Annotated in this window: 17 protein-coding genes, 1 other RNA gene and 1 pseudogene; 8 read left to right on the forward strand and 11 right to left on the reverse strand. The window is 54.5% G+C overall.

Features of this window, described 5'->3' with window-relative positions:
• Positions 1-195: 195 nt before the first annotated feature.
• Together recD2 and KNP80_RS04555 are read right to left on the reverse strand one after the other, a co-directional pair.
• Positions 196-2,403, reverse strand: a complete 2,208-nt coding sequence (recD2, locus tag KNP80_RS04550) for an SF1B family DNA helicase RecD2 (RefSeq protein ID WP_251132324.1) — start codon at positions 2,401-2,403, stop codon at positions 196-198.
• A gap of 70 nt (positions 2,404-2,473) precedes the next feature.
• Positions 2,474-3,160, reverse strand: coding sequence for a magnesium and cobalt transport protein CorA (locus KNP80_RS04555; protein ID WP_214833791.1), 687 nt, complete (start codon positions 3,158-3,160; stop codon positions 2,474-2,476).
• Positions 3,161-3,276: 116 nt separating this feature from the next.
• Between KNP80_RS04555 and KNP80_RS04560 the strand changes: the two genes are divergently transcribed.
• From KNP80_RS04560 to KNP80_RS04570, 3 genes are all read left to right on the forward strand, one after another.
• Positions 3,277-3,825 carry a VOC family protein gene (locus KNP80_RS04560; protein ID WP_251132325.1) on the forward strand — a complete coding sequence of 183 codons (549 nt, stop codon included), beginning with the start codon at positions 3,277-3,279 and terminating at the stop codon, positions 3,823-3,825.
• Between the two features lie 87 nt (positions 3,826-3,912).
• On the forward strand, positions 3,913-4,164 hold the full coding sequence (locus KNP80_RS04565; RefSeq protein WP_131471111.1) for a hypothetical protein: 252 nt from the start codon (positions 3,913-3,915) through the stop codon (positions 4,162-4,164).
• Complete coding sequence (locus KNP80_RS04570; protein WP_214833797.1) at positions 4,161-4,607, forward strand: hypothetical protein; 447 nt, start codon at positions 4,161-4,163, stop codon at positions 4,605-4,607. The genes KNP80_RS04565 and KNP80_RS04570 overlap by 4 nt, the downstream gene beginning before the upstream one ends.
• A gap of 44 nt (positions 4,608-4,651) precedes the next feature.
• Here KNP80_RS04570 and KNP80_RS04575 read toward each other — a convergent pair whose 3' ends face one another.
• The 4 genes from KNP80_RS04575 to cymR are packed head-to-tail and all read right to left on the reverse strand — an operon-like array spanning position 4,652 to position 8,008.
• Complete coding sequence (locus KNP80_RS04575) at positions 4,652-5,317, reverse strand: tetratricopeptide repeat protein (RefSeq protein ID WP_214833800.1); 666 nt, start codon at positions 5,315-5,317, stop codon at positions 4,652-4,654.
• 4 nt (positions 5,318-5,321) lie between these two features.
• On the reverse strand, positions 5,322-6,443 hold the full coding sequence (gene mnmA / locus KNP80_RS04580) for a tRNA 2-thiouridine(34) synthase MnmA (protein ID WP_034776905.1): 1,122 nt from the start codon (positions 6,441-6,443) through the stop codon (positions 5,322-5,324).
• 3 nt (positions 6,444-6,446) lie between these two features.
• On the reverse strand, positions 6,447-7,583 hold the full coding sequence (locus KNP80_RS04585) for a cysteine desulfurase family protein (protein WP_021066921.1): 1,137 nt from the start codon (positions 7,581-7,583) through the stop codon (positions 6,447-6,449).
• A gap of 17 nt (positions 7,584-7,600) precedes the next feature.
• Positions 7,601-8,008, reverse strand: a complete 408-nt coding sequence (gene cymR / locus KNP80_RS04590) for a cysteine metabolism transcriptional regulator CymR (RefSeq protein WP_214833803.1) — start codon at positions 8,006-8,008, stop codon at positions 7,601-7,603.
• 60 nt (positions 8,009-8,068) lie between these two features.
• On the opposite strand from cymR, the gene KNP80_RS04595 reads away from it, so the two are divergent.
• Positions 8,069-9,376, forward strand: a complete 1,308-nt coding sequence (locus tag KNP80_RS04595) for a replication-associated recombination protein A (RefSeq protein ID WP_214833806.1) — start codon at positions 8,069-8,071, stop codon at positions 9,374-9,376.
• 24 nt (positions 9,377-9,400) lie between these two features.
• On the opposite strand, the gene KNP80_RS04600 is transcribed toward KNP80_RS04595, so the two are convergent.
• The 3 genes from KNP80_RS04600 to KNP80_RS04610 form a co-directional block, all read right to left on the reverse strand.
• Positions 9,401-10,168, reverse strand: a complete 768-nt coding sequence (locus tag KNP80_RS04600) for a tRNA threonylcarbamoyladenosine dehydratase (RefSeq protein WP_021066918.1) — start codon at positions 10,166-10,168, stop codon at positions 9,401-9,403.
• A 95-nt stretch (positions 10,169-10,263) separates the two neighbouring features.
• Positions 10,264-10,450: non-coding RNA, 6S RNA (gene ssrS / locus KNP80_RS04605), on the reverse strand.
• A 75-nt stretch (positions 10,451-10,525) separates the two neighbouring features.
• On the reverse strand, positions 10,526-11,740 hold the full coding sequence (locus tag KNP80_RS04610) for a DASH family cryptochrome (RefSeq protein WP_214833809.1): 1,215 nt from the start codon (positions 11,738-11,740) through the stop codon (positions 10,526-10,528).
• A gap of 344 nt (positions 11,741-12,084) precedes the next feature.
• On the opposite strand from KNP80_RS04610, the gene KNP80_RS04615 reads away from it, so the two are divergent.
• A complete protein-coding gene (locus KNP80_RS04615) occupies positions 12,085-12,729 on the forward strand; it encodes a YczE/YyaS/YitT family protein (protein ID WP_214833812.1) in 645 nt (214 codons plus the stop codon).
• Positions 12,730-12,776: 47 nt separating this feature from the next.
• Here the strand turns inward: KNP80_RS04615 and KNP80_RS04620 are convergent.
• Positions 12,777-13,811: pseudogene (locus KNP80_RS04620) on the reverse strand (zinc-binding dehydrogenase).
• A gap of 91 nt (positions 13,812-13,902) precedes the next feature.
• On the reverse strand, positions 13,903-15,615 hold the full coding sequence (locus KNP80_RS04625; RefSeq protein WP_214803096.1) for an ABC transporter ATP-binding protein: 1,713 nt from the start codon (positions 15,613-15,615) through the stop codon (positions 13,903-13,905).
• A 119-nt stretch (positions 15,616-15,734) separates the two neighbouring features.
• On the opposite strand from KNP80_RS04625, the gene KNP80_RS04630 reads away from it, so the two are divergent.
• The 3 genes from KNP80_RS04630 to KNP80_RS04640 all read left to right on the forward strand — a co-directional run bounded on the left by KNP80_RS04630 (position 15,735) and on the right by KNP80_RS04640 (position 17,213).
• Positions 15,735-16,085, forward strand: a complete 351-nt coding sequence (locus KNP80_RS04630) for an iron-sulfur cluster biosynthesis family protein (protein WP_021066911.1) — start codon at positions 15,735-15,737, stop codon at positions 16,083-16,085.
• Entirely contained in the window at positions 16,082-16,276 is a 195-nt protein-coding gene (locus KNP80_RS04635) for a hypothetical protein (protein ID WP_214833815.1), read from the forward strand. Before KNP80_RS04630 ends, KNP80_RS04635 begins: the two co-directional genes overlap by 4 nt.
• 97 nt (positions 16,277-16,373) lie before the next feature.
• A complete protein-coding gene (locus KNP80_RS04640; RefSeq protein ID WP_214833818.1) occupies positions 16,374-17,213 on the forward strand; it encodes an alpha/beta fold hydrolase in 840 nt (279 codons plus the stop codon).
• Positions 17,214-17,222: the final 9 nt, after the last annotated feature.

Here is a 17,222-nt window from a genome sequence, read left to right on the forward strand (position 1 = left end):
TCGAACATCCGATAACGCGGATGAGGCGCCCAGGGTGAGTGGGGACTCCAGACTAGCTTCGGTCGACCGGACCCCCATCTTCTCACAGCCTAGGAAGATGTCTCTGGTGAGGCGGTTACGACGTACTCATTTCCTTCATCGTCTTTAATCGTTTCAGTTTTCTATTCGTCATTATCACACGTCAGTCGAAAGACGTCAAGACTTGCCGCCTAGCCGTTCGACGAGTTTCGTCCGGCGCACCGGTTCCTCTTCCCGTGTCGCTGCCTCGAGCGCACGCACGTCCCCGAACAAGAGCAAGCTCTTCTTCGCCCGCGTGACGGCCGTATAAATCAAGTTGCGCGACGAGCGGAAACCGCCGTTGAAGAAGACGGGCATAAGCACGATCGGGAACTCGGACCCTTGCGACTTATGGATGGTGATGGCATAGGCGTGGGTGAACTGGTCCCATTCGCTCCGGTTATACTCGACCTCGGTTTGATCGAAACGGATATAGATCTTATCGACCTTATCGACGTTCTCTTTGGCGTAAAAGATGTTCGTGATTTCGCCGATGTCACCGTTATAGACGTTCTCCTCGGCGTTATTGACGAGTTGGAGCACTTTGTCCCCGTTTCGATACGTCCGGTTGCCGTGCTTCACTTCACGGGCGGCCGATTTCGGATTGAACACGTTTTGGAGCGCCTCGTTCAACCCGTCGATGCCGCAAATCCCACGGTACGTCGGAGCGAGCACTTGGATGTCGAACGGCGAATAGCCTTTCCGGAGCGCGGCCCCTGCCATTTGGCAGATGGCCTGCAGCGCCGTCTCTTGGTTGGCCGTGTAAAAACGACGGTCCGGCAGTGCCGCCAGTAAATCGTCTGGCATTTGTTTCGCGTTGAGCGCGTGCGCCAGGCGCAGAATGCTCGACTCGGACGCCTGCCGATGGACGACATCGAGTCTGACGACCGGGATGCCGTCGGTTGCCATCAAATCGGCGAGCACTTGGCCAGGTCCGACCGAAGGCAATTGATCACGGTCCCCGACGAACAGAATCTTCATCCCGTTCGGCACGGCCCGGAGCAGACTCCGGAACAAGAAGATATCAATCATCGACGCCTCGTCGACGATGAGCACTTTTCCGACGAGCGGATTCGTGTCATCGACTTGGAATGAACTGCCGTCAAACTTGAGCAACCGGTGAATCGTCGAGGCAGGCAGCCCCGTCGACTCACTGAGCCGTTTCGCGGCCCGGCCGGTCGGTGCGGCGAGCACGAACGGGAACGGTTGGTTCTGTACGGGTTCGAGCTTCCAATCGAACACGTCGCTGAGCGCGTGAATGATGCCGCGGACAACGGTCGTCTTCCCGGTACCCGGTCCACCGGTGAGCACCATGAGCGGCGACTTCAAGGCGAGCTCAATCGCTTCCCGTTGCTGTGTCGCATACTCGATTGAGAACATCTCTTCGACGCGTCCGACCGCATCGAAAATTGTCGTCATATCAACGTCTTCTGTCGTCGAGGTCGACATGATGCGCGCGAGTTCCTCGGCCGCTTTTTGTTCGGCCCGGTACACCCGCGGATGATAGACGACCCCGTCTTCGACGATGACACGTTCGTCATTCGCGAGCGTCTCGAGCGCCGAGACGAGTGCCTCACCCGGGTCGCCGCCGATGATGCGCGGCATCTCGTTCGCGAGTTGGTCGGCCGTGACGAACAAATGCCCGTTGCCTTGCTCGAGCTCAAGGACGTATAACACGGCCGCAGCAATTCGCTCGGGATGAATCCCTTGAATCCCGAAGTGGGCGGCGATAGCATCGGCCGTCTTGAAGCCGATTCCAGGGACGTCATACATGAGGGCGTACGGATTTTTTTCAATCGTCTCCATCGCCCGTCCCTCATATTCTTTATGAATCTTTGAGGCGAGGCGCGGCGTCACGTCGAACGGCGCCAAAAACAAGAGCAACTGGTCGACGCCATATAAGACGTTCAACCGCTCAGTGATGACGCGGGCCTGTTTCTCTTTCAACCCGTCGACGTTCGACAGAAGGCTCGGATGCTTGACGATTTGATCGATGCAGTCGTCTCCGAGTGCATCGGCAATCTTCTGGGCCGTCTTTTGGCCGATCCCGGGGAACGAACCGTTCGTCAAAAAGCGGACGGCGGCGCGCTTCGTCATCGGGACGACCCGGCGAATCCACTCTGCTTTCATCTGTTTCCCGAACCGGGGATGGTCGACGAGTCGGCCGTGCGCCTTATACGTCTCGCCTTTCTCAATACCGACGCCGACGCCGGCGATGACCATCTCGGTCTCGTCTGTCTCAAAATTCTTTTCTTTTATACGTACGAGCGCGATCGTGTGCGCTTCTTCTTCCGATTGAAACAGGACGCGGATGACTTTTCCTGTCAACTCGTAAGGTGCTGCCATCATTCGAGCCACCTCCAGCTAGTTTTCCATCCCCCATTATAGCCCGAGTTGAAACGATAGGACAAATCGCCTAACTGAACAAGTTGAGGATGCGCTCGAGTTGGTCGAGGTCGACCCGTTCGAGGATCCGAATCAGTTGATCGACGTCGATTCGGTTCAAAATCTGTTCCAGCTGTTCCAAGTCTACATTCTCGAGCAACCGCTCGAACCGCTCCAGTTCGCCCGAATTGACGTAGCCTTCGAGCCGCTCGAACAATTCGGTCCGTTCGATGCGGAACAGTTGCTCGAGCGAAGGCCGCTGAATCAACAAGATGAGACCTGCGGCAACGACATGGACGCCCCAATTGAGCACGACATGACCGAGCCGCACCGTCTGTCCGACGAACGGGATGAGTGGGATGAACGACAGTTGCAACACGATGATGACGAGCTGGATGTATGGATTTGGGATGAACCAAGCCACAATCGCGAGCAGGGCTGGTACGACCCAGGCCACCCCGACCGTCCCGAGCGTTACGGACCAAGAGCGATGAGTCGACAACACCCAATGCATGATGATACCGAGCACGAAGAACGTCGCGAATAAGACTAACAGGACGGTCGACGCCCGCTCCGACTCGACGACGACCCGGAACAACAGATTGTTCGTCCATTCGCCCGTCGCTAAACGTTCGTCGATGGCGGCAAACAGACGACCGAGCATAAACCATTCGATGATAAAAAAAACAAGGACACTGACCAGACTGATCAATCGCATAGACTTCTCCCCTCTCAATTGTTATTCCATTTCCCGAACAATTGGACGGCTATGCACGTTTTTCGTCGAATCAAAGCGGGAACTGTTCGAGTGAACCTATGAAGGAGGGACTATGTATGACGAAACGTATTCCAATCAGTGGCCTGTGTGAACTCGTGTTAGAAGTGACCGATATGGCGGAGGCCGTCGACTTTTGGCACGGCAAGCTCGGACTTCCCGTCGTCGAACAATGGGTCGGTGACGATGCCGAGCCGAGCGAAGCACAGGAACAGGCGGACGAACCATGGGCGACGTGGCTCTATGTCGGGGGGAACACCCGTCTCGGCCTCTGGCTGAAACGTGATTTCACATCGGAAGAAAAATCGAATCGGCAAGAAGAGGTGACCGAGTGGGATACGCTCTATGATGAGGGCGGCGCCCACGTCCACTGCGCGTTCTATGTGCCGATGGACTCGTTCGACCAAGCGCTCGAGGTATTAGAGGCGTCAAACATCCCGACGAAGCTCCGGACGTGGGACGAAGACGAGACGGTCAACGGCAAAGAGCGCTCGGCCTACTTTAAAGACCCGAGCAAGAACGTCATCGAGCTGTATACGAAAAACATGGACGAGGCGTACGAGAAGTTCGGTGGCGAGCCCGTAAAAATCACGACGAAGCAACTCTGATTCACGTATACGCTCGACAACCCCACATGATACGATGAGAGAAAATGGAAAAGGTTGTGTTTTATGCGTTTCTTCCCACTTCTGATCATGACTGGGTTAACCGTTCTCACGCTCGGACTCTATTTCGTGTTCGATGCGTTTCCTACGCTCGACCGGCCGACTTCGTTTGCCGCCTTATCGTTTTTGTCATTCGGCGCCATGTTGCTCATCTTAACGGATGGGGTACGTCGGACCAAATCAGGAACGGGCGTCGTGTGGAGCTATATCGCGCTCACCGGCGCGTTGTTCGTGACGATTTTTAATGTTTCGGTTTGGATCATCGGGGAGGTGGCGTCATGACGCTCATCTTACCAGAATGCATCACCGGCTTTTCATACGGCGACTGCCCCGCCCCCGAGTTCGATAATCAATCATTCCGAACGGTTTGTTTCGATTACGCCCGTCGTAAAGGTGGGACGTGTAGCATCATCCTCGGGGACTCGGTCACCCCGAACTATGACCAAGCGACCATCACCATCCGTGGACGTAGCATCTATGTGCTGCTCAGCAGAGTTTATCCCGTCATCGGCATCTCAAAATATGAACCGTTTCAGTACGAGTATATCGATGTGCCCGAACTGACCGATTTGTTTCCTGATTTATATCAAATCCCATCAGCGGCGGAGTTGAATGAGCGGTTCGATTTGTCGCTACAGCCGTTTCTGAACAAGGCGGAACGCGGAGAAATCGAATATTGGGAACCAGAAACAATTGGTAACGTCATCTTCCATTATTGGGACTAACAAAAAGCGCCTCTCGCAAACACTGCGAGAAGCGCTTTATTGATTTAGTTACCGAGCAGCTCATCCATTTTCGCTTTCGCCTCAAAGGCGAGCGCATGGTCCGGTTGCAACTCGAGCACGCGTTCAAGCTCGGCGTACGTCTTGTCTTGTTCTCCGAGGAACGCGTAAGCGATCGCCAAGTTGTAGCGGGCGTCCGTATGGCTCGCGTCGAGGTCGAGCGTATGCCCGAGCGCTTCGACGGCCATATCGAGCTGTTCGTTCTGTGCGAGCGCGAGCCCGTACTGGAACGAAATCTCGACGTCTTCTGGCGCCTGCTTCATCGCCTCGCGAAGACGTGGCAACGCCCGGACGAAATCGCCCATCGCCTTGTACGTCAAGCCGAGCATGAAATGAAGGTCGGCGTCGTCCATCCCGGCAAGGAGCGCCTGACGAAGCGAAGCCTCCGCCAAGTCGAGCTGTTCGAGCTCATAGGCGAGCGCTCCCTTCGCATAATGCGCCGCGCCGAACGCGTTGTCGAGTTCGAGCGCCTTATCGTAAAAGACGATGGCCCGTTCATGGTCACCGATTGCTTGCAGGAGCGTACCCATATTGACGTAACCAGTCGGGTCGGTTGAGTCCGCTTCGATGGCAGCGTTGAACTGCTTGGCCGCCTGTTCGAACTCACCTTGTTGCATCGCTTGGATGCCTAATTCGTTTGCGTTCAAAATCATCACCTCATCCGATATAGTCGAGTCGTTTTCCGTTTCGATACGCTTCGTCAATCGTCGCACCGCCGAGGCAGATGTCGCCATCATAGAAGACGACCGCTTGGCCTGGTGTGATGGCGCGTTGCGGCTCATCAAATTTCACGAGCACTTCGCCATTTTCAAGTGGTGCGATCGTCACGGGTACGTCTTGTTGACGGTAGCGGAATTTCGCCGTAGCCCGGAACTCACCTGTTGGGACGGCACCTGTCCATGACAACTTCGAGGCGAGCAGCGCGTCCGAATAGAGCGCGTCATGATGGAACCCTTGGCCGACGTAGAGGATATTTTCTTCGACGTTCTTGCCGACGACGAACCATGGGTCCCCGTCGCCGCCGATGCCGAGACCGTGGCGTTGACCGAGCGTGTAATACATGAGCCCGTCATGGTTTCCTTTTTGTTCCCCATCGAGCGTCTGCATGATGCCTGGTTGTGATGGCAAATACTCCGAGAGGAACTCTTTGAAGTTTCGCTCTCCGATAAAGCAGATGCCCGTCGAATCTTTTTTCTTCGCTGTCGCGAGTCCCGCTTCTTCGGCGATGACACGGACGTCTTTCTTGTCCATATGACCGATCGGGAACATCGTCCGCGCGAGTTGGTCTTGTGACAACTGGTTCAAGAAGTACGTTTGGTCTTTATTGTCATCTTTCCCACGAAGGAGTCGATGCTCACCGTCGACATACTCGACCCGTGCGTAGTGCCCGGTTGCGACAAAGTCGGCGCCGAGACGAAGCGCGTGATCGAGGAACGCCTTAAACTTGATTTCCTTGTTACACATGACGTCCGGGTTCGGCGTCCGTCCGAGACGGTACTCGGCCAAGAAGTATTCGAATACGCGGTCCCAATATTCTTTCTCAAAGTTGACCGCGTAATAAGGGATTCCGATTTGGTTCGCGACCGCGATGACATCTTCATAGTCTTCGGTCGCCGTACAGACACCGTTCTCGTCCGTATCATCCCAGTTTTTCATAAAGATTCCGATGACGTTATAGCCCTGCTCTTTCAGCAGATGGGCCGTCACCGATGAATCGACGCCGCCTGACATCCCGACGACGACCGTCGTCTCAGCAGGGGCTTTTGTGCGTAAGTTCATTCGTTATCTCACTCCGTTCGTGAATGTCGAGACGACCTCAGAGAGTCGTTCGGCGAGCCGTTCCACGTCTTCGACCGAGTTGCCGTGTCCAAAGCTGATGCGGACGGACTGTTTCGTCCGTTCCGACGTCCCGAACATCGCCGTCAATACGTGTGACGGTTCGATCGACCCGGCAGTGCAGGCACTGCCGCTCGAGATGGCAAAACCGCGCATGTCCATCATGATCAGGAACGGTTCGAGCTCGATGCCCGGGAGATACAAGTTGACGATGTGCGGCAAGCGATTCGCCCCGTTCACGTCATACTCGACTCCAAGTTCATCGAGTCGCCCGAAGAGCGCCTCAGCCATTTGCTGATACGTGTTCACCCGTTCGGCCCGTTCGATTTTGGCCAGTTCGGCTGCTTGTTGGAACCCGACGGCACCCGGAACGTTTTCCGTGCCGGCTCGACGTTTCCGTTCTTGTTGTCCTCCAAAAGAACGCGTCGCTAATTTTACACCTGTTTTCATAAAAAGAAAACCGATACCTTTCGGGCCGTTGATTTTATGGGCCGAGGCCGACAATAAATCGACACCGAGCGCCTTAACGTCAATCGTTTCCGTGCCGAGCGCTTGGACCGCGTCCGTATGGAAATAGGCCTGATGGTCGGCGAGGAGCGCCCCGATTTCCGCAATCGGTTGCAATGTGCCGACCTCGTTGTTGCCGTACATGACCGAGACGAGAATCGTATCGTCCCGGAGTGCGGATCGGACTGATTCAAGCGTCACCGCACCCGTCGCGTCGACATCGAGATACGTCACGTCGAAGCCTTCCCGTTCGAGTTGCTCCATCGCGTGCAGGACGGCGTGGTGTTCGACTTTCGTCGTAATCAAATGTTTGCCTTTATGTTGATTCGCGTACGCCGCGCCGAACAACGCATAATTGTCCGACTCGGTCCCACCCGACGTGAAGACGATCTCGTTCGAGGTCGCCCCGATCCACGTGGCGAGTGTCCGGCGTGAAGCGTCTAACGCGGCGCGGGCCGTCCGTCCGATGCCGTGGATGCTCGACGGATTGCCGTATTGCTCGAGCAAATACGGCGTCATCGCCTCGAGCACCTCCGGACGCATCGGCGTCGTTGCGGCATGATCAAAGTAGTTCATGTTCGTTCACCTCACCTTTAAATATAGAACATATAGCCGTCTGAATTTTCTTCAGCAAGATCGGCAAGTGTCGTCTCTTCGAGCACTTTCTCGATCGCGGCTTTAATCTTATCCCATAGCTTCCGTTTCACGGCATCGTCCGCTTCCGAGTCTTCGACGATCGTGAGCGGGCCTTCGAGCAGACGGATGATTTCTCCCGCCGTGATGTCAGTCGCCGGTTTGACGAGCTGATAGCCGCCATACGCCCCGCGGACGCTCTTGACGAGACCACCGTTGCGGAGTGGACCGATCAATTGCTCTAAGTAATGTTCCGGCAGTTCATGCCGGGCCGCAATCTTTTTCAAGCTGAGCGGTTTGTTGTCCGTTTCCCGAGCCAGTGCGATCATGATCGTCAATCCATAACGACCTTTTGTAGATATTTTCATCTTCATGTCTCCTTCTGCTATACTAATCGAACAAACGTTTGTCGAAAGGAATGTGTACGTATGAGTGATTTATTTCAGCAATCGAATAGCGGCCCACTCGCCAATCGGATGCGGCCGGAAACGTTAGACGAAGTCATCGGTCAACGCCACATCATCGGCGAAGGCAAATTGTTGCGCCGGGCCATCGAGGCAGACCGTCTCGGCACGATCATCCTGTATGGACCGCCGGGAACGGGCAAGACGACGCTCGCCCGCGTCATTTCAAATTATACGAAAGCGACGTTCGTCCAATTGAACGCCGTCACGGCCAAACTTGATGAACTACGAAGTGTCATCCGTGAGGCCGAGTCCCGGTTCGACTTCGAACAAGAACGAACGATTTTATTTTTAGACGAGATTCATCGTTTCAATAAATTGCAGCAAGACGCCCTGCTCCCGGCACTCGAGGCCGGAAAGCTCATCTTGATCGGGGCGACGACCGAAAACCCGAGTTTCGAGGTCAACGCGGCGTTGCTGTCGCGCGCGACCGTGTTTCGGCTCGAACCGCCTGGACCAGACGAACTTCGTGTCGTTTTGGAACGGGCTCTAGCTGATAAAAAAGGACTTGGCAATTATCCGGTCAAGATTGAGGAAGCCGCCGTGGACCATTATATCAAAATGGCGGACGGTGACTACCGCGTGCTGTTGAACGCGCTCGAACTGGCCGTGTTGACGACACCCGAGATTGACGGCAAAATCGACATCACGCTCGAAGTCGCCGAAGAGTCGATTCAACAAAAAGCAATCAAGTACGACAAGACGGGCGACCGGCATTATGACGTCATCTCGGCGTTCATCAAGTCGATTCGTGGCTCAGACCCGGACGCGGCTCTATACTGGCTCGCCGTCATGATCGAGGCCGGTGAATCACCGCGCTTCATCATGCGCCGGCTCTACGTCCATGCGGCCGAAGATATCGGGCTCAGTGACCCGAACGCGCTCGTCATCGTCGATGCGGCCGCCCGCGCGAGCGAACATGTCGGTTTCCCGGAAGCGCGCATCCCGATGGCACAGGCCGTCCTTTATCTTGCGACGGCACCGAAATCGAACGCGGTCATCACCGCCATCGACAAGGCGATTCATCACGTCCGTACCGTCGAGGGCGGTCCGGTCCCGATCCATCTCCGCGACGCCCACAGCCCGGGTGCCCGTGAGCTCGGCAACGGTGCCGGCTACAAATACCCGCACGACGAGAAAGATGGCTACGTCCCGCAAAACTATTGGCCCGAGAATCTGGCCCGGAAACGTCCTAAATATTATACACCGACGAGCCGTGGCTTCGAGCAACAGCTGCAAAAACGGCTCGACTATTGGGAAAAACGACGCTGACTCTAATGAGCCGGCGTCGTTTTTTCATTTCTGGATGCGGTTGATCTCGACACCCGCTGTCTCGAGCATTTGATTGATGACATAGCCCGCAGCGACGAGGCCTGCGACCGAAGGGACGAACGCGTTCGAACTCGGCGGCATCTTCGCTTTACGGATCGGGGCATCTTTCTTTCCGACGACCTCGTTCACGTCTTCGCGTGTCACGATCGGTGACTCGTCCGAGAAGACGACCGGGACGCCTTTATGGATACGCTCTTTACGGAGACGTGTCCGGACCATCTTGGCGATCGGGTCGTACGTCGTATCCTTGATGTCGACGACTTTGATGCGCGTCGGGTCCATCTTGTTGGCCATGCCCATGCTCGAGATGACCGGGATGCCCCGGCGTTTGCACTCGACGATCAAATGAATCTTATAGATAATCGTATCCGAGGCGTCGATGACGAAATCGAGGTCTTGGGCGAAGAATTCTTCGAACGTCTCTTCTGTATAGAACATTTTCAGTTTGACGAGCTCGAGCTCCGGGTTGATGTCGAGGAGACGTGTTCCCATCGCTTCGACTTTCGGTTGCCCGACCGTCGACAAGAGCGCGTGGATTTGGCGGTTGACGTTCGTGATGTCGATATCGTCCTTATCGACGAGAACGATGCGTCCGACTCCGCTCCGGGCGAGTGCCTCGGCCGCGAACGACCCCACACCGCCGACACCGAGAATGGCGACCGTCTTACCTTTTAATGCTTCTAAACCTTCTTGACCGATGGCCAACTCATTACGTGAAAACTGGTGTAACATACTCTTCCTCCAAATGAATCCTATTTTCTCACACTATTTTACTCGGAATTATAATCAAAAAAAAGACGTCTAGCGACGTTTTTACAATAAAATCGATAGGACCCGGAGTGCCGTGACGATGCCCTGCTTTTGAACCTGCTTAAGCAGGTGGGTGACCTAGCGTCCCCTTCACAAGTCCTCCTGCACGTGATGAGGCAGTTGATCTGGATGGCAGTTCGGTCTCCCGTATTCAAAGTGTTGGCTCAAAATAACGAAGGCGGCTCTCGTACACCTCAGGTATCCCATCTGTTGCCCTTACTATAGCACTGTCTGTAAAAAGAAGTCAATCAGAAACGACGACTTCTTATGACAGTTTCGTCACAACCAGCTGTTACGAAACGCACCGGTCGGGTCGTACGTATCTTGTTGCCGCGTGACGTTGAAACGGCGATCTCGCGAGTCGTTGCCGACGCCGGCCTGATACGCCCAATTACCGGTATTGCTGGCCACATCATAGTCAATCAGCATCGATTCGAAATACGACGCACCGATGCGCCAGTCCTGTCCGAGCTCTTTCGCAAAGTAACTCGCGACGATTTGACGACCCCGGTTCGACATCCATCCCGTCGTGTTCAATTCGCGCATGAACGCATCGACAAATTCGACGCCCGTCTCACCCGCTTGCCAACGGCCGATGACGTCATCGTCTACGCGCCATGTCTTCTGTTTTGAACGGATGCCTTGGGCGCGGAACAGTCGTTTTCCTTGCTCGAGGGCGACCCATTGGAAGAACTCGCGCCAAAGCAGTTCGAAATAGAGCCAATACGTCGACTCGTTCGCCCCGTGTGACCGCTCATATTGCTCGAGCTCGTGCAGCACCCGGCGCGGTGACAACGAGCCATTGGCAAGATAAGCCGACAGTTTCGATGAGTCGTCGACCCCGAAGCCGTTCCGTGTCTCTTTATACGTCCGGACCGGACCGGCCAAATAGGCTGCGAGCCGTTCCCACCCCGCCCGTTCCCCGCCTCGAAACGGAAACGCAGTCCGTGCGTCATGCTCCGGCTGATCATAGGTGACCGGAAAATCGACCGCACGCAGTTCCTTCGCAGGTGAGCGCTCAATCAAGCGGTCCGGTCTTGCATCGGCTTCCATCGCTTTCCGAAACTCGGTGAAGAGGAATGGCATTTTCTCGAACGGAATCTCGTCGCGTGGATAGAGCGTGAAACCGTCGAACGCCTGACAATCCCCCCGCCACGCGGTCATGACCTCACGTTCGCGTCTCCGTTCGTTATAGCCGATCGACCGTTGGAACAACAAGCGGTCAGTCGGTTCGAACATGTCGAGCGGATGACCGACATGGACGAAGAGCGGGATGCCGAGCGCTGCGAGCGAACCGGCCAAGTCGTCGAGTGACTCGTTCAAAAACTGAAGTCGCCGTGGTCCGCGCGGCGTATGGCCGAACCGGTTTTCAATGAGTTCTTCTTGTGGAATGATGTAGTGACCTTCAATCGGATCGTCATGCCGGAGCGCCTCCTCGAGCGGACGATGGTCGTCGACCCGTAAATCATTTTGATACCAGATAATCGTCTTCATATAGTTCGCCTCCTCCCCTCATTATGGAACATGAATCCCGGTGTTCGCTTAGACGAAACTGTACGAAACATGTTTTCATTTCTGGAACGGGTGGAATATACATCATTAGAACAGAAAGGGGTGCAGCAACATGGCTAGAAAAGGTAAATTTGGTACACTCATTAAAGTCGCGACGGCGGTCGCACCGTTTGTCTACGATTACTATAAAAAGAACAAAGCAAAAAAAGCATCGACACCTAAAAAGTGAGCCAAGCGCTTCGGACCTCGTCCGAGGCGTTTTTTTCTTGTCGTGAAACCAGATATGATATGATGATGGAACATTTTAGGGAATCGAGGCGACCATCATGCACGCGGTATGGGTACAATCTTTACGAATCAGTTTGAAGTGGGCGTTATTCATGGGTGGTCTATTCTTGCTCGCCCTCGGATCTTCGATGATGATCACGGCCGATCTCGGCGTATCGACATGGGACGTGCTCCATCTCGGGCTCGCCCGTCACACCCCGATTTCTGTCGGGACGATCATCTTGCTCGTCGGTCTCCTGCTCGTCTTCTGCAAGTACATACTGGACCGGATTCGGCCCCAGTTCGGGACGCTCGTCAACGCCGTCTTCGTCGGCGTGTTTATGAACTTGATTCTCGACCATCAGTGGTTGCCGCAACTTGACGGCATCGCACTCAATATCGCCTGGCTTATCCTTGGCATCTTCGTCATCGGGATGGGTGCCGGCTTGTACGTCGCCATCGGCTATGGGGCCGGCCCACGGGACGGGTTGACGCTCGCTTTGGCCGACCGATTCAACACATCGGTCCGTATGATGCGGACATGGATGGAACTGACGGCTTGCCTCATCGGTTGGGTGCTCGGCGGACCGGTCTTTTTCGGAACGGTGCTGTCAATCTTCTTGATTGGCCCGTTCTTCCAGTTTTGGCTTGAACAGTTCCGGCGCCTCGTCTCGGTCATCGACCGGGCGAAAGTGGCCGCATAAAAAGAGAGGAAATCGGACACAGTCCGGTCTCCTCTCTTTTCTTTACGTTATGGGACGAGGACGATTTTTCCGAACTTGCCCCGTTGCTTGAAGTACGTCTGCGCGTCCCGTGCCTCAACGAGCGGGAACGTCCGGTCGACGAGTGGCCGAATCTTCCCGGCTTCAATCGCCTCGAGCATCGCTTGGAACTCGGCCCGCGTACCGAGCACGGATCCATACATGGTGATATGTTTCAAATACATCGTCCGGAAGTCGAGGTTCGTCTGTTGCCCACCGGCCGATCCGGAAATACAGAACTTGCCGCCATTTTTCAACACCTCGAGCGACGTCGTGAACAAGGCGTCGCCGACGACATCTAGCACGGCATCGACCGGCCCGCCGTTCGCCTCAAGAATCTCATCGGCGAGTGTCTCGGAGCGATATGAAAAGACACGGCTCGCTCCAAGTTCTTTCAGCTTCGCTTCATCTTTCAAATCGCCGACGATAGCAAATACGTTCGCGCCATGCACGTTCGCCGCGATTTGGACGTTGAACGAACCGACCCCGCCGCTCGCAGCGGTGACGACAATCGTCTGCCCCGGCTGAATCTCAATCTGTTCATTCATATGCCACGCCGTCAACCCGCTCACCGTGAAGACGGCGCTATCGACGAAACTGTCGAGCGGCATATCGTAACAGAGTGCGGCCGGCCAAGCGACATATTCGGCATAATCGCCATCGTACTCGGAACCGATGAACGACATATCGTCAGCGATATGCTCTTCCCCGTCCTGCCCGCTCGATGTGAACGGGAACAGGATGACACGACGTCCTACCATCGTCTCCTCGACCCCGCTGCCGACTTTCACGACTTCCCCGGTGATATCTGAACCCGGGACCCGTGGGAACTGGACCCCTTCCGGCCGCCAGCCTGACTCTTTGTCCGTCCCATACGCCCCTTCTCGCATCCAAATCTCGGTATTGTTAATCCCGCACGCCTTCACACGCACGAGCACTTATCCTTGTTTTAGGCTCGGAATCGCGACATCGACGACTTGTAATTGATCGACGTCACCGTAACCGATGACCTGTATTGCTTTCATCACTTGTTTTCCTCCTCATCACAACTATATTCCTGTCTATACCCCACTAACGCACGACAGCCACCAAAAATTATTGGTGGCTGCCCATTCCTTATAGTTGTTGGCGTCTGAGCAATCCGGCGAACACGCCGCCTTTCATGCTCAATTCATCGTGCGTCCCGTCCTCGACGATGCCGTCAGCGGTGACGACGAGGATACGGTCGGCATTTTTCACCGTCGCTAAGCGGTGGGCGATGATGAGCGTCGTCCGGTCGGCCGCGAGTTCATTGAGCGAGTCTTGAATGATCGCTTCCGTCTCCGTGTCGAGCGCGGACGTCGCCTCGTCCAAAATCAAAATCGGTGGATTTTTGAGGAACATCCGGGCGATGGCAATCCGTTGTTTCTGTCCGCCCGACAGCTTCAAGCCCCGTTCCCCGATTTGCGTATCGAGGCCGTACTGCAACTCGTCGACGAGCGAGTTCAGATGTGCTTTCTCGACCGCATGCATAATTTCCGCGTCGGTCGCGTCCAGCTTCCCGTAAGCGATATTCTCACGGAGTGTTCCCGCGAACAAGAACACGTCCTGTTGCACGATTCCGATTTGGCGTCGCAGACTCTCTTTCGTCATATCGCGGATGTCCATACCGTCAATTGTGATGGCGCCACTCGTCACGTCATAGAAACGCGGGATGAGCGAACAAATCGTCGTCTTCCCGGCCCCGCTCGTCCCGACGAGGGCGACCGTCGTACCCGACTTGATGTCGAGGTCGATGTCGGTCAACACTTGGCGATAGTCCGAGTAGCCGAACGAGACGTTTTGGAAGGCGATGTCGCCTTTCAGTGCCGTGACGTCGACGGCGTCCGGACGGTTCTCGATGTCCGGCGCCTCGTCCAATAGTTGCGTGAATCGTTTGAAGCCGGCCATCCCTTTCGGATACATCTCGAGGAGGGCTGTGATTTTCTCGATCGGCTTGATGAGCAAGTTCATATAGAGGATGAACCCGACGAGTTGCCCGTAAGACAGTTGACCTTGATACGTCAAATAGGCGCCGTAAACGAGTACGAGCAGCGTCATGAGCCGCGTCGTAATATAAATGCCCGCAAGCGATTTACTCATGACTCGATACGCCTCGATTTTCGAGCCGCGGTAGAAGTTATTGTCTTTCTGGAATCGGTTGATTTCGAACGTCTCGTTCGTGAACGATTGGACGACACGCGCGCCGGAGACACTGTCCTCGACACGGGCGTTCACTTCACCGATGTTCGTATACATCTTTTGCCACGCCTTGTTCATGTTTTTGTTGGCGTACGTGATCATGATGACAAGGAATGGCACGGCGACGACCGTCACGAGCGCGAGTTGCGGGTCGATCGAGAACATGATTCCGAACGCACCGAGCAGTGTCATGATGGCGATGAAGAAATCTTCAGGACCATGGTGCGCCACTTCGCCGATATCGAACAAGTCGTTCGTCACCCGACTCATTAGATGGCCGGTCTTATGATTATCGAAGAACCGGAACGACTGTTTATGGATGTGGGTGAACAGCTCTTCCCGCATATCGGTCTCGATATTGATGCCGAGCTTATGCCCCCAATAGTTGACGACGTACTGCATCATCATGGCGAGTATGTAAAGAATCAATAGGCCGATGCTGATGATGATAATCCAATTCCATTCCCCACCCGGCAACAGGTCATCGATGAACCATTGCACAGCGAGCGGAAAGCCTAGCTCGAGCAGGCCGACGAGGATGGCGAACGAGAAATCGAGAATGAATAACTTCTTATGTGGACGGTAATAACTAAAAAAACGTGAGATCATGTCGTTTCCCCCTTCTAAACAAATAGTTTACGCCTTTTTTGCAGGAAGTGGAAAACGGGAAGCACGTCTTTTTCAATCTTTTTTCCAGCGAGGTATAATAGACATAAGGAGTGATACCCATGAACGTACAAATTACAGAACGCGCTCAGGCGCGGATTGATGCCTTAAAAGGCGACCGTGACGGACAGATGCACTTGTTTTATGAGACGGAAGGTTGCGGCTGTGGCAATAGCGGCATCTTCGAGATTCGCTACGTGACCGAGACGACACCAGAAGATGTCGAGATTGATTCGAACGTCGGCCCGATTCTCATTAAGAACTGGACGAAAATCTTTTTGGACGAGGACATGATCATTGACTATCGTGACGATAAACGGACGCTCGTCTTGAAGAGTAACGGCCAAGTGTTCAACTCGAACTTACTCGTGACCGATGGGACCGGTTGCCAGTTGAACGTCCCGAGCCGATGAAGCAGGCGTTACGCGATCATCCGAGCCTCTGGCTTTGGTTTATCCTCAGCTTCGGGCTCGGCCTGTCCGGCATTTACCTGGCGTTCGCGGACTCGGTCTACACGATGACGGCCGTGATCGCCTCGCTGTTCGCCTTCGGATTCGCGCTTCAGCGAACGGCGAAAAAGATGAATGACCAAGAGGAAAACTAACAACAGATAAAGAAATGAAGAGAAGGTGTCGGACAATTCGGTCGACCCTTCTTTTTTAATACATACGATTTGGAGGAATTTGAAATTGAAACGCTATATGATTCATTGCCAGGACATCGATGTCCGCGTCACCGAATGGGGCGAACGCGACAAGCCAGTCATCTTTTGTTTGCACGGCCTCGGCAGTACAGCACTCAGTTTCATCGAAGTTGCGGACAAACTACAACACCACTTCCGCATCCTTGCGATTGATGCACCGGGTCATGGGATGTCCCAATCTTTTCAGGATGACCATGCATACGACTTCCCTCGCTTTTGTGAGTGGCTGAATCAAGTGCTCGACATGCTTGATGTGAACCGTTTTTATTTCCTCTCCCATTCCTGGGGGTCTTTCATCCACCTCTACTATTTGATCGATCAAGGCGACCGCGTCGACGGTTCAATTTTGATCGATGGTGGGTATCAAAGTAAGCGGCTGCGCGGACGCTCTTCAGAGAAAGAGGCGGCGTATTACGAAACAGATTTTGAAGTTTTCTGTGAGACGTGGGGCGAATTCGAATCGATGGCGGTCTACGATGGGATCTCGAGACGTTCCCCACTCCTAGATTTGGCCGCGCAAGACCTTGCCGTACATAGAGACAACCGCTACTATTGGCACGCTCGCGGAAAAACTGGTGCAGCCATCATTCGATCGATGTATCGCGATGAGGTGCTCGATTTTTCAAGCCGGGTGCAATCGAACTCAATCATCTTGTTGCGGGCGACGCTTCCAGAAGCAGATGGGTCATTTAAAATCGATGCATCGAATCAAATCGCCGAATTGACCGGTGCCGTCGTCAAAGCCGTCCCATCCGCTTCACACATGCTCCATTGGGAAAATCCAGATCGTGTCGTTCAAGAAGTCAAAGAAAACTGGGTCACATCTGTTTCCGTGTAAGTAAAAGGA

The sequence above is a fragment of the Exiguobacterium sp. E4787 genome (assembly GCF_018618375.1).
In the GTDB taxonomy this organism is placed as follows: Bacteria; Bacillota; Bacilli; order Exiguobacteriales; family Exiguobacteriaceae; genus Exiguobacterium; species Exiguobacterium chiriqhucha.

Coding starts and splice junctions, on each gene's coding strand:
- KNP80_RS04625 (WP_214803096.1), bottom strand. CDS start 15,615: ATGATCTCACGTTTTTTTAGTTATTACCGTCCACATAAGAAGTTATTC.
- KNP80_RS04630 (WP_021066911.1), top strand. CDS start 15,735: ATGAACGTACAAATTACAGAACGCGCTCAGGCGCGGATTGATGCCTTA.
- cymR (WP_214833803.1), bottom strand. CDS start 8,008: ATGAAAATATCTACAAAAGGTCGTTATGGATTGACGATCATGATCGCA.
- KNP80_RS04560 (WP_251132325.1), top strand. CDS start 3,277: ATGACGAAACGTATTCCAATCAGTGGCCTGTGTGAACTCGTGTTAGAA.
- KNP80_RS04640 (WP_214833818.1), top strand. CDS start 16,374: ATGATTCATTGCCAGGACATCGATGTCCGCGTCACCGAATGGGGCGAA.
- KNP80_RS04570 (WP_214833797.1), top strand. CDS start 4,161: ATGACGCTCATCTTACCAGAATGCATCACCGGCTTTTCATACGGCGAC.
- mnmA (WP_034776905.1), bottom strand. CDS start 6,443: ATGAACTTACGCACAAAAGCCCCTGCTGAGACGACGGTCGTCGTCGGG.
- KNP80_RS04555 (WP_214833791.1), bottom strand. CDS start 3,160: ATGCGATTGATCAGTCTGGTCAGTGTCCTTGTTTTTTTTATCATCGAA.
- KNP80_RS04595 (WP_214833806.1), top strand. CDS start 8,069: ATGAGTGATTTATTTCAGCAATCGAATAGCGGCCCACTCGCCAATCGG.
- KNP80_RS04585 (WP_021066921.1), bottom strand. CDS start 7,583: ATGAACTACTTTGATCATGCCGCAACGACGCCGATGCGTCCGGAGGTG.
- KNP80_RS04565 (WP_131471111.1), top strand. CDS start 3,913: ATGACTGGGTTAACCGTTCTCACGCTCGGACTCTATTTCGTGTTCGAT.
- KNP80_RS04575 (WP_214833800.1), bottom strand. CDS start 5,317: ATGATTTTGAACGCAAACGAATTAGGCATCCAAGCGATGCAACAAGGT.
- KNP80_RS04615 (WP_214833812.1), top strand. CDS start 12,085: ATGCACGCGGTATGGGTACAATCTTTACGAATCAGTTTGAAGTGGGCG.
- KNP80_RS04610 (WP_214833809.1), bottom strand. CDS start 11,740: ATGAAGACGATTATCTGGTATCAAAATGATTTACGGGTCGACGACCAT.
- KNP80_RS04635 (WP_214833815.1), top strand. CDS start 16,082: ATGAAGCAGGCGTTACGCGATCATCCGAGCCTCTGGCTTTGGTTTATC.
- KNP80_RS04600 (WP_021066918.1), bottom strand. CDS start 10,168: ATGTTACACCAGTTTTCACGTAATGAGTTGGCCATCGGTCAAGAAGGT.
- recD2 (WP_251132324.1), bottom strand. CDS start 2,403: ATGGCAGCACCTTACGAGTTGACAGGAAAAGTCATCCGCGTCCTGTTT.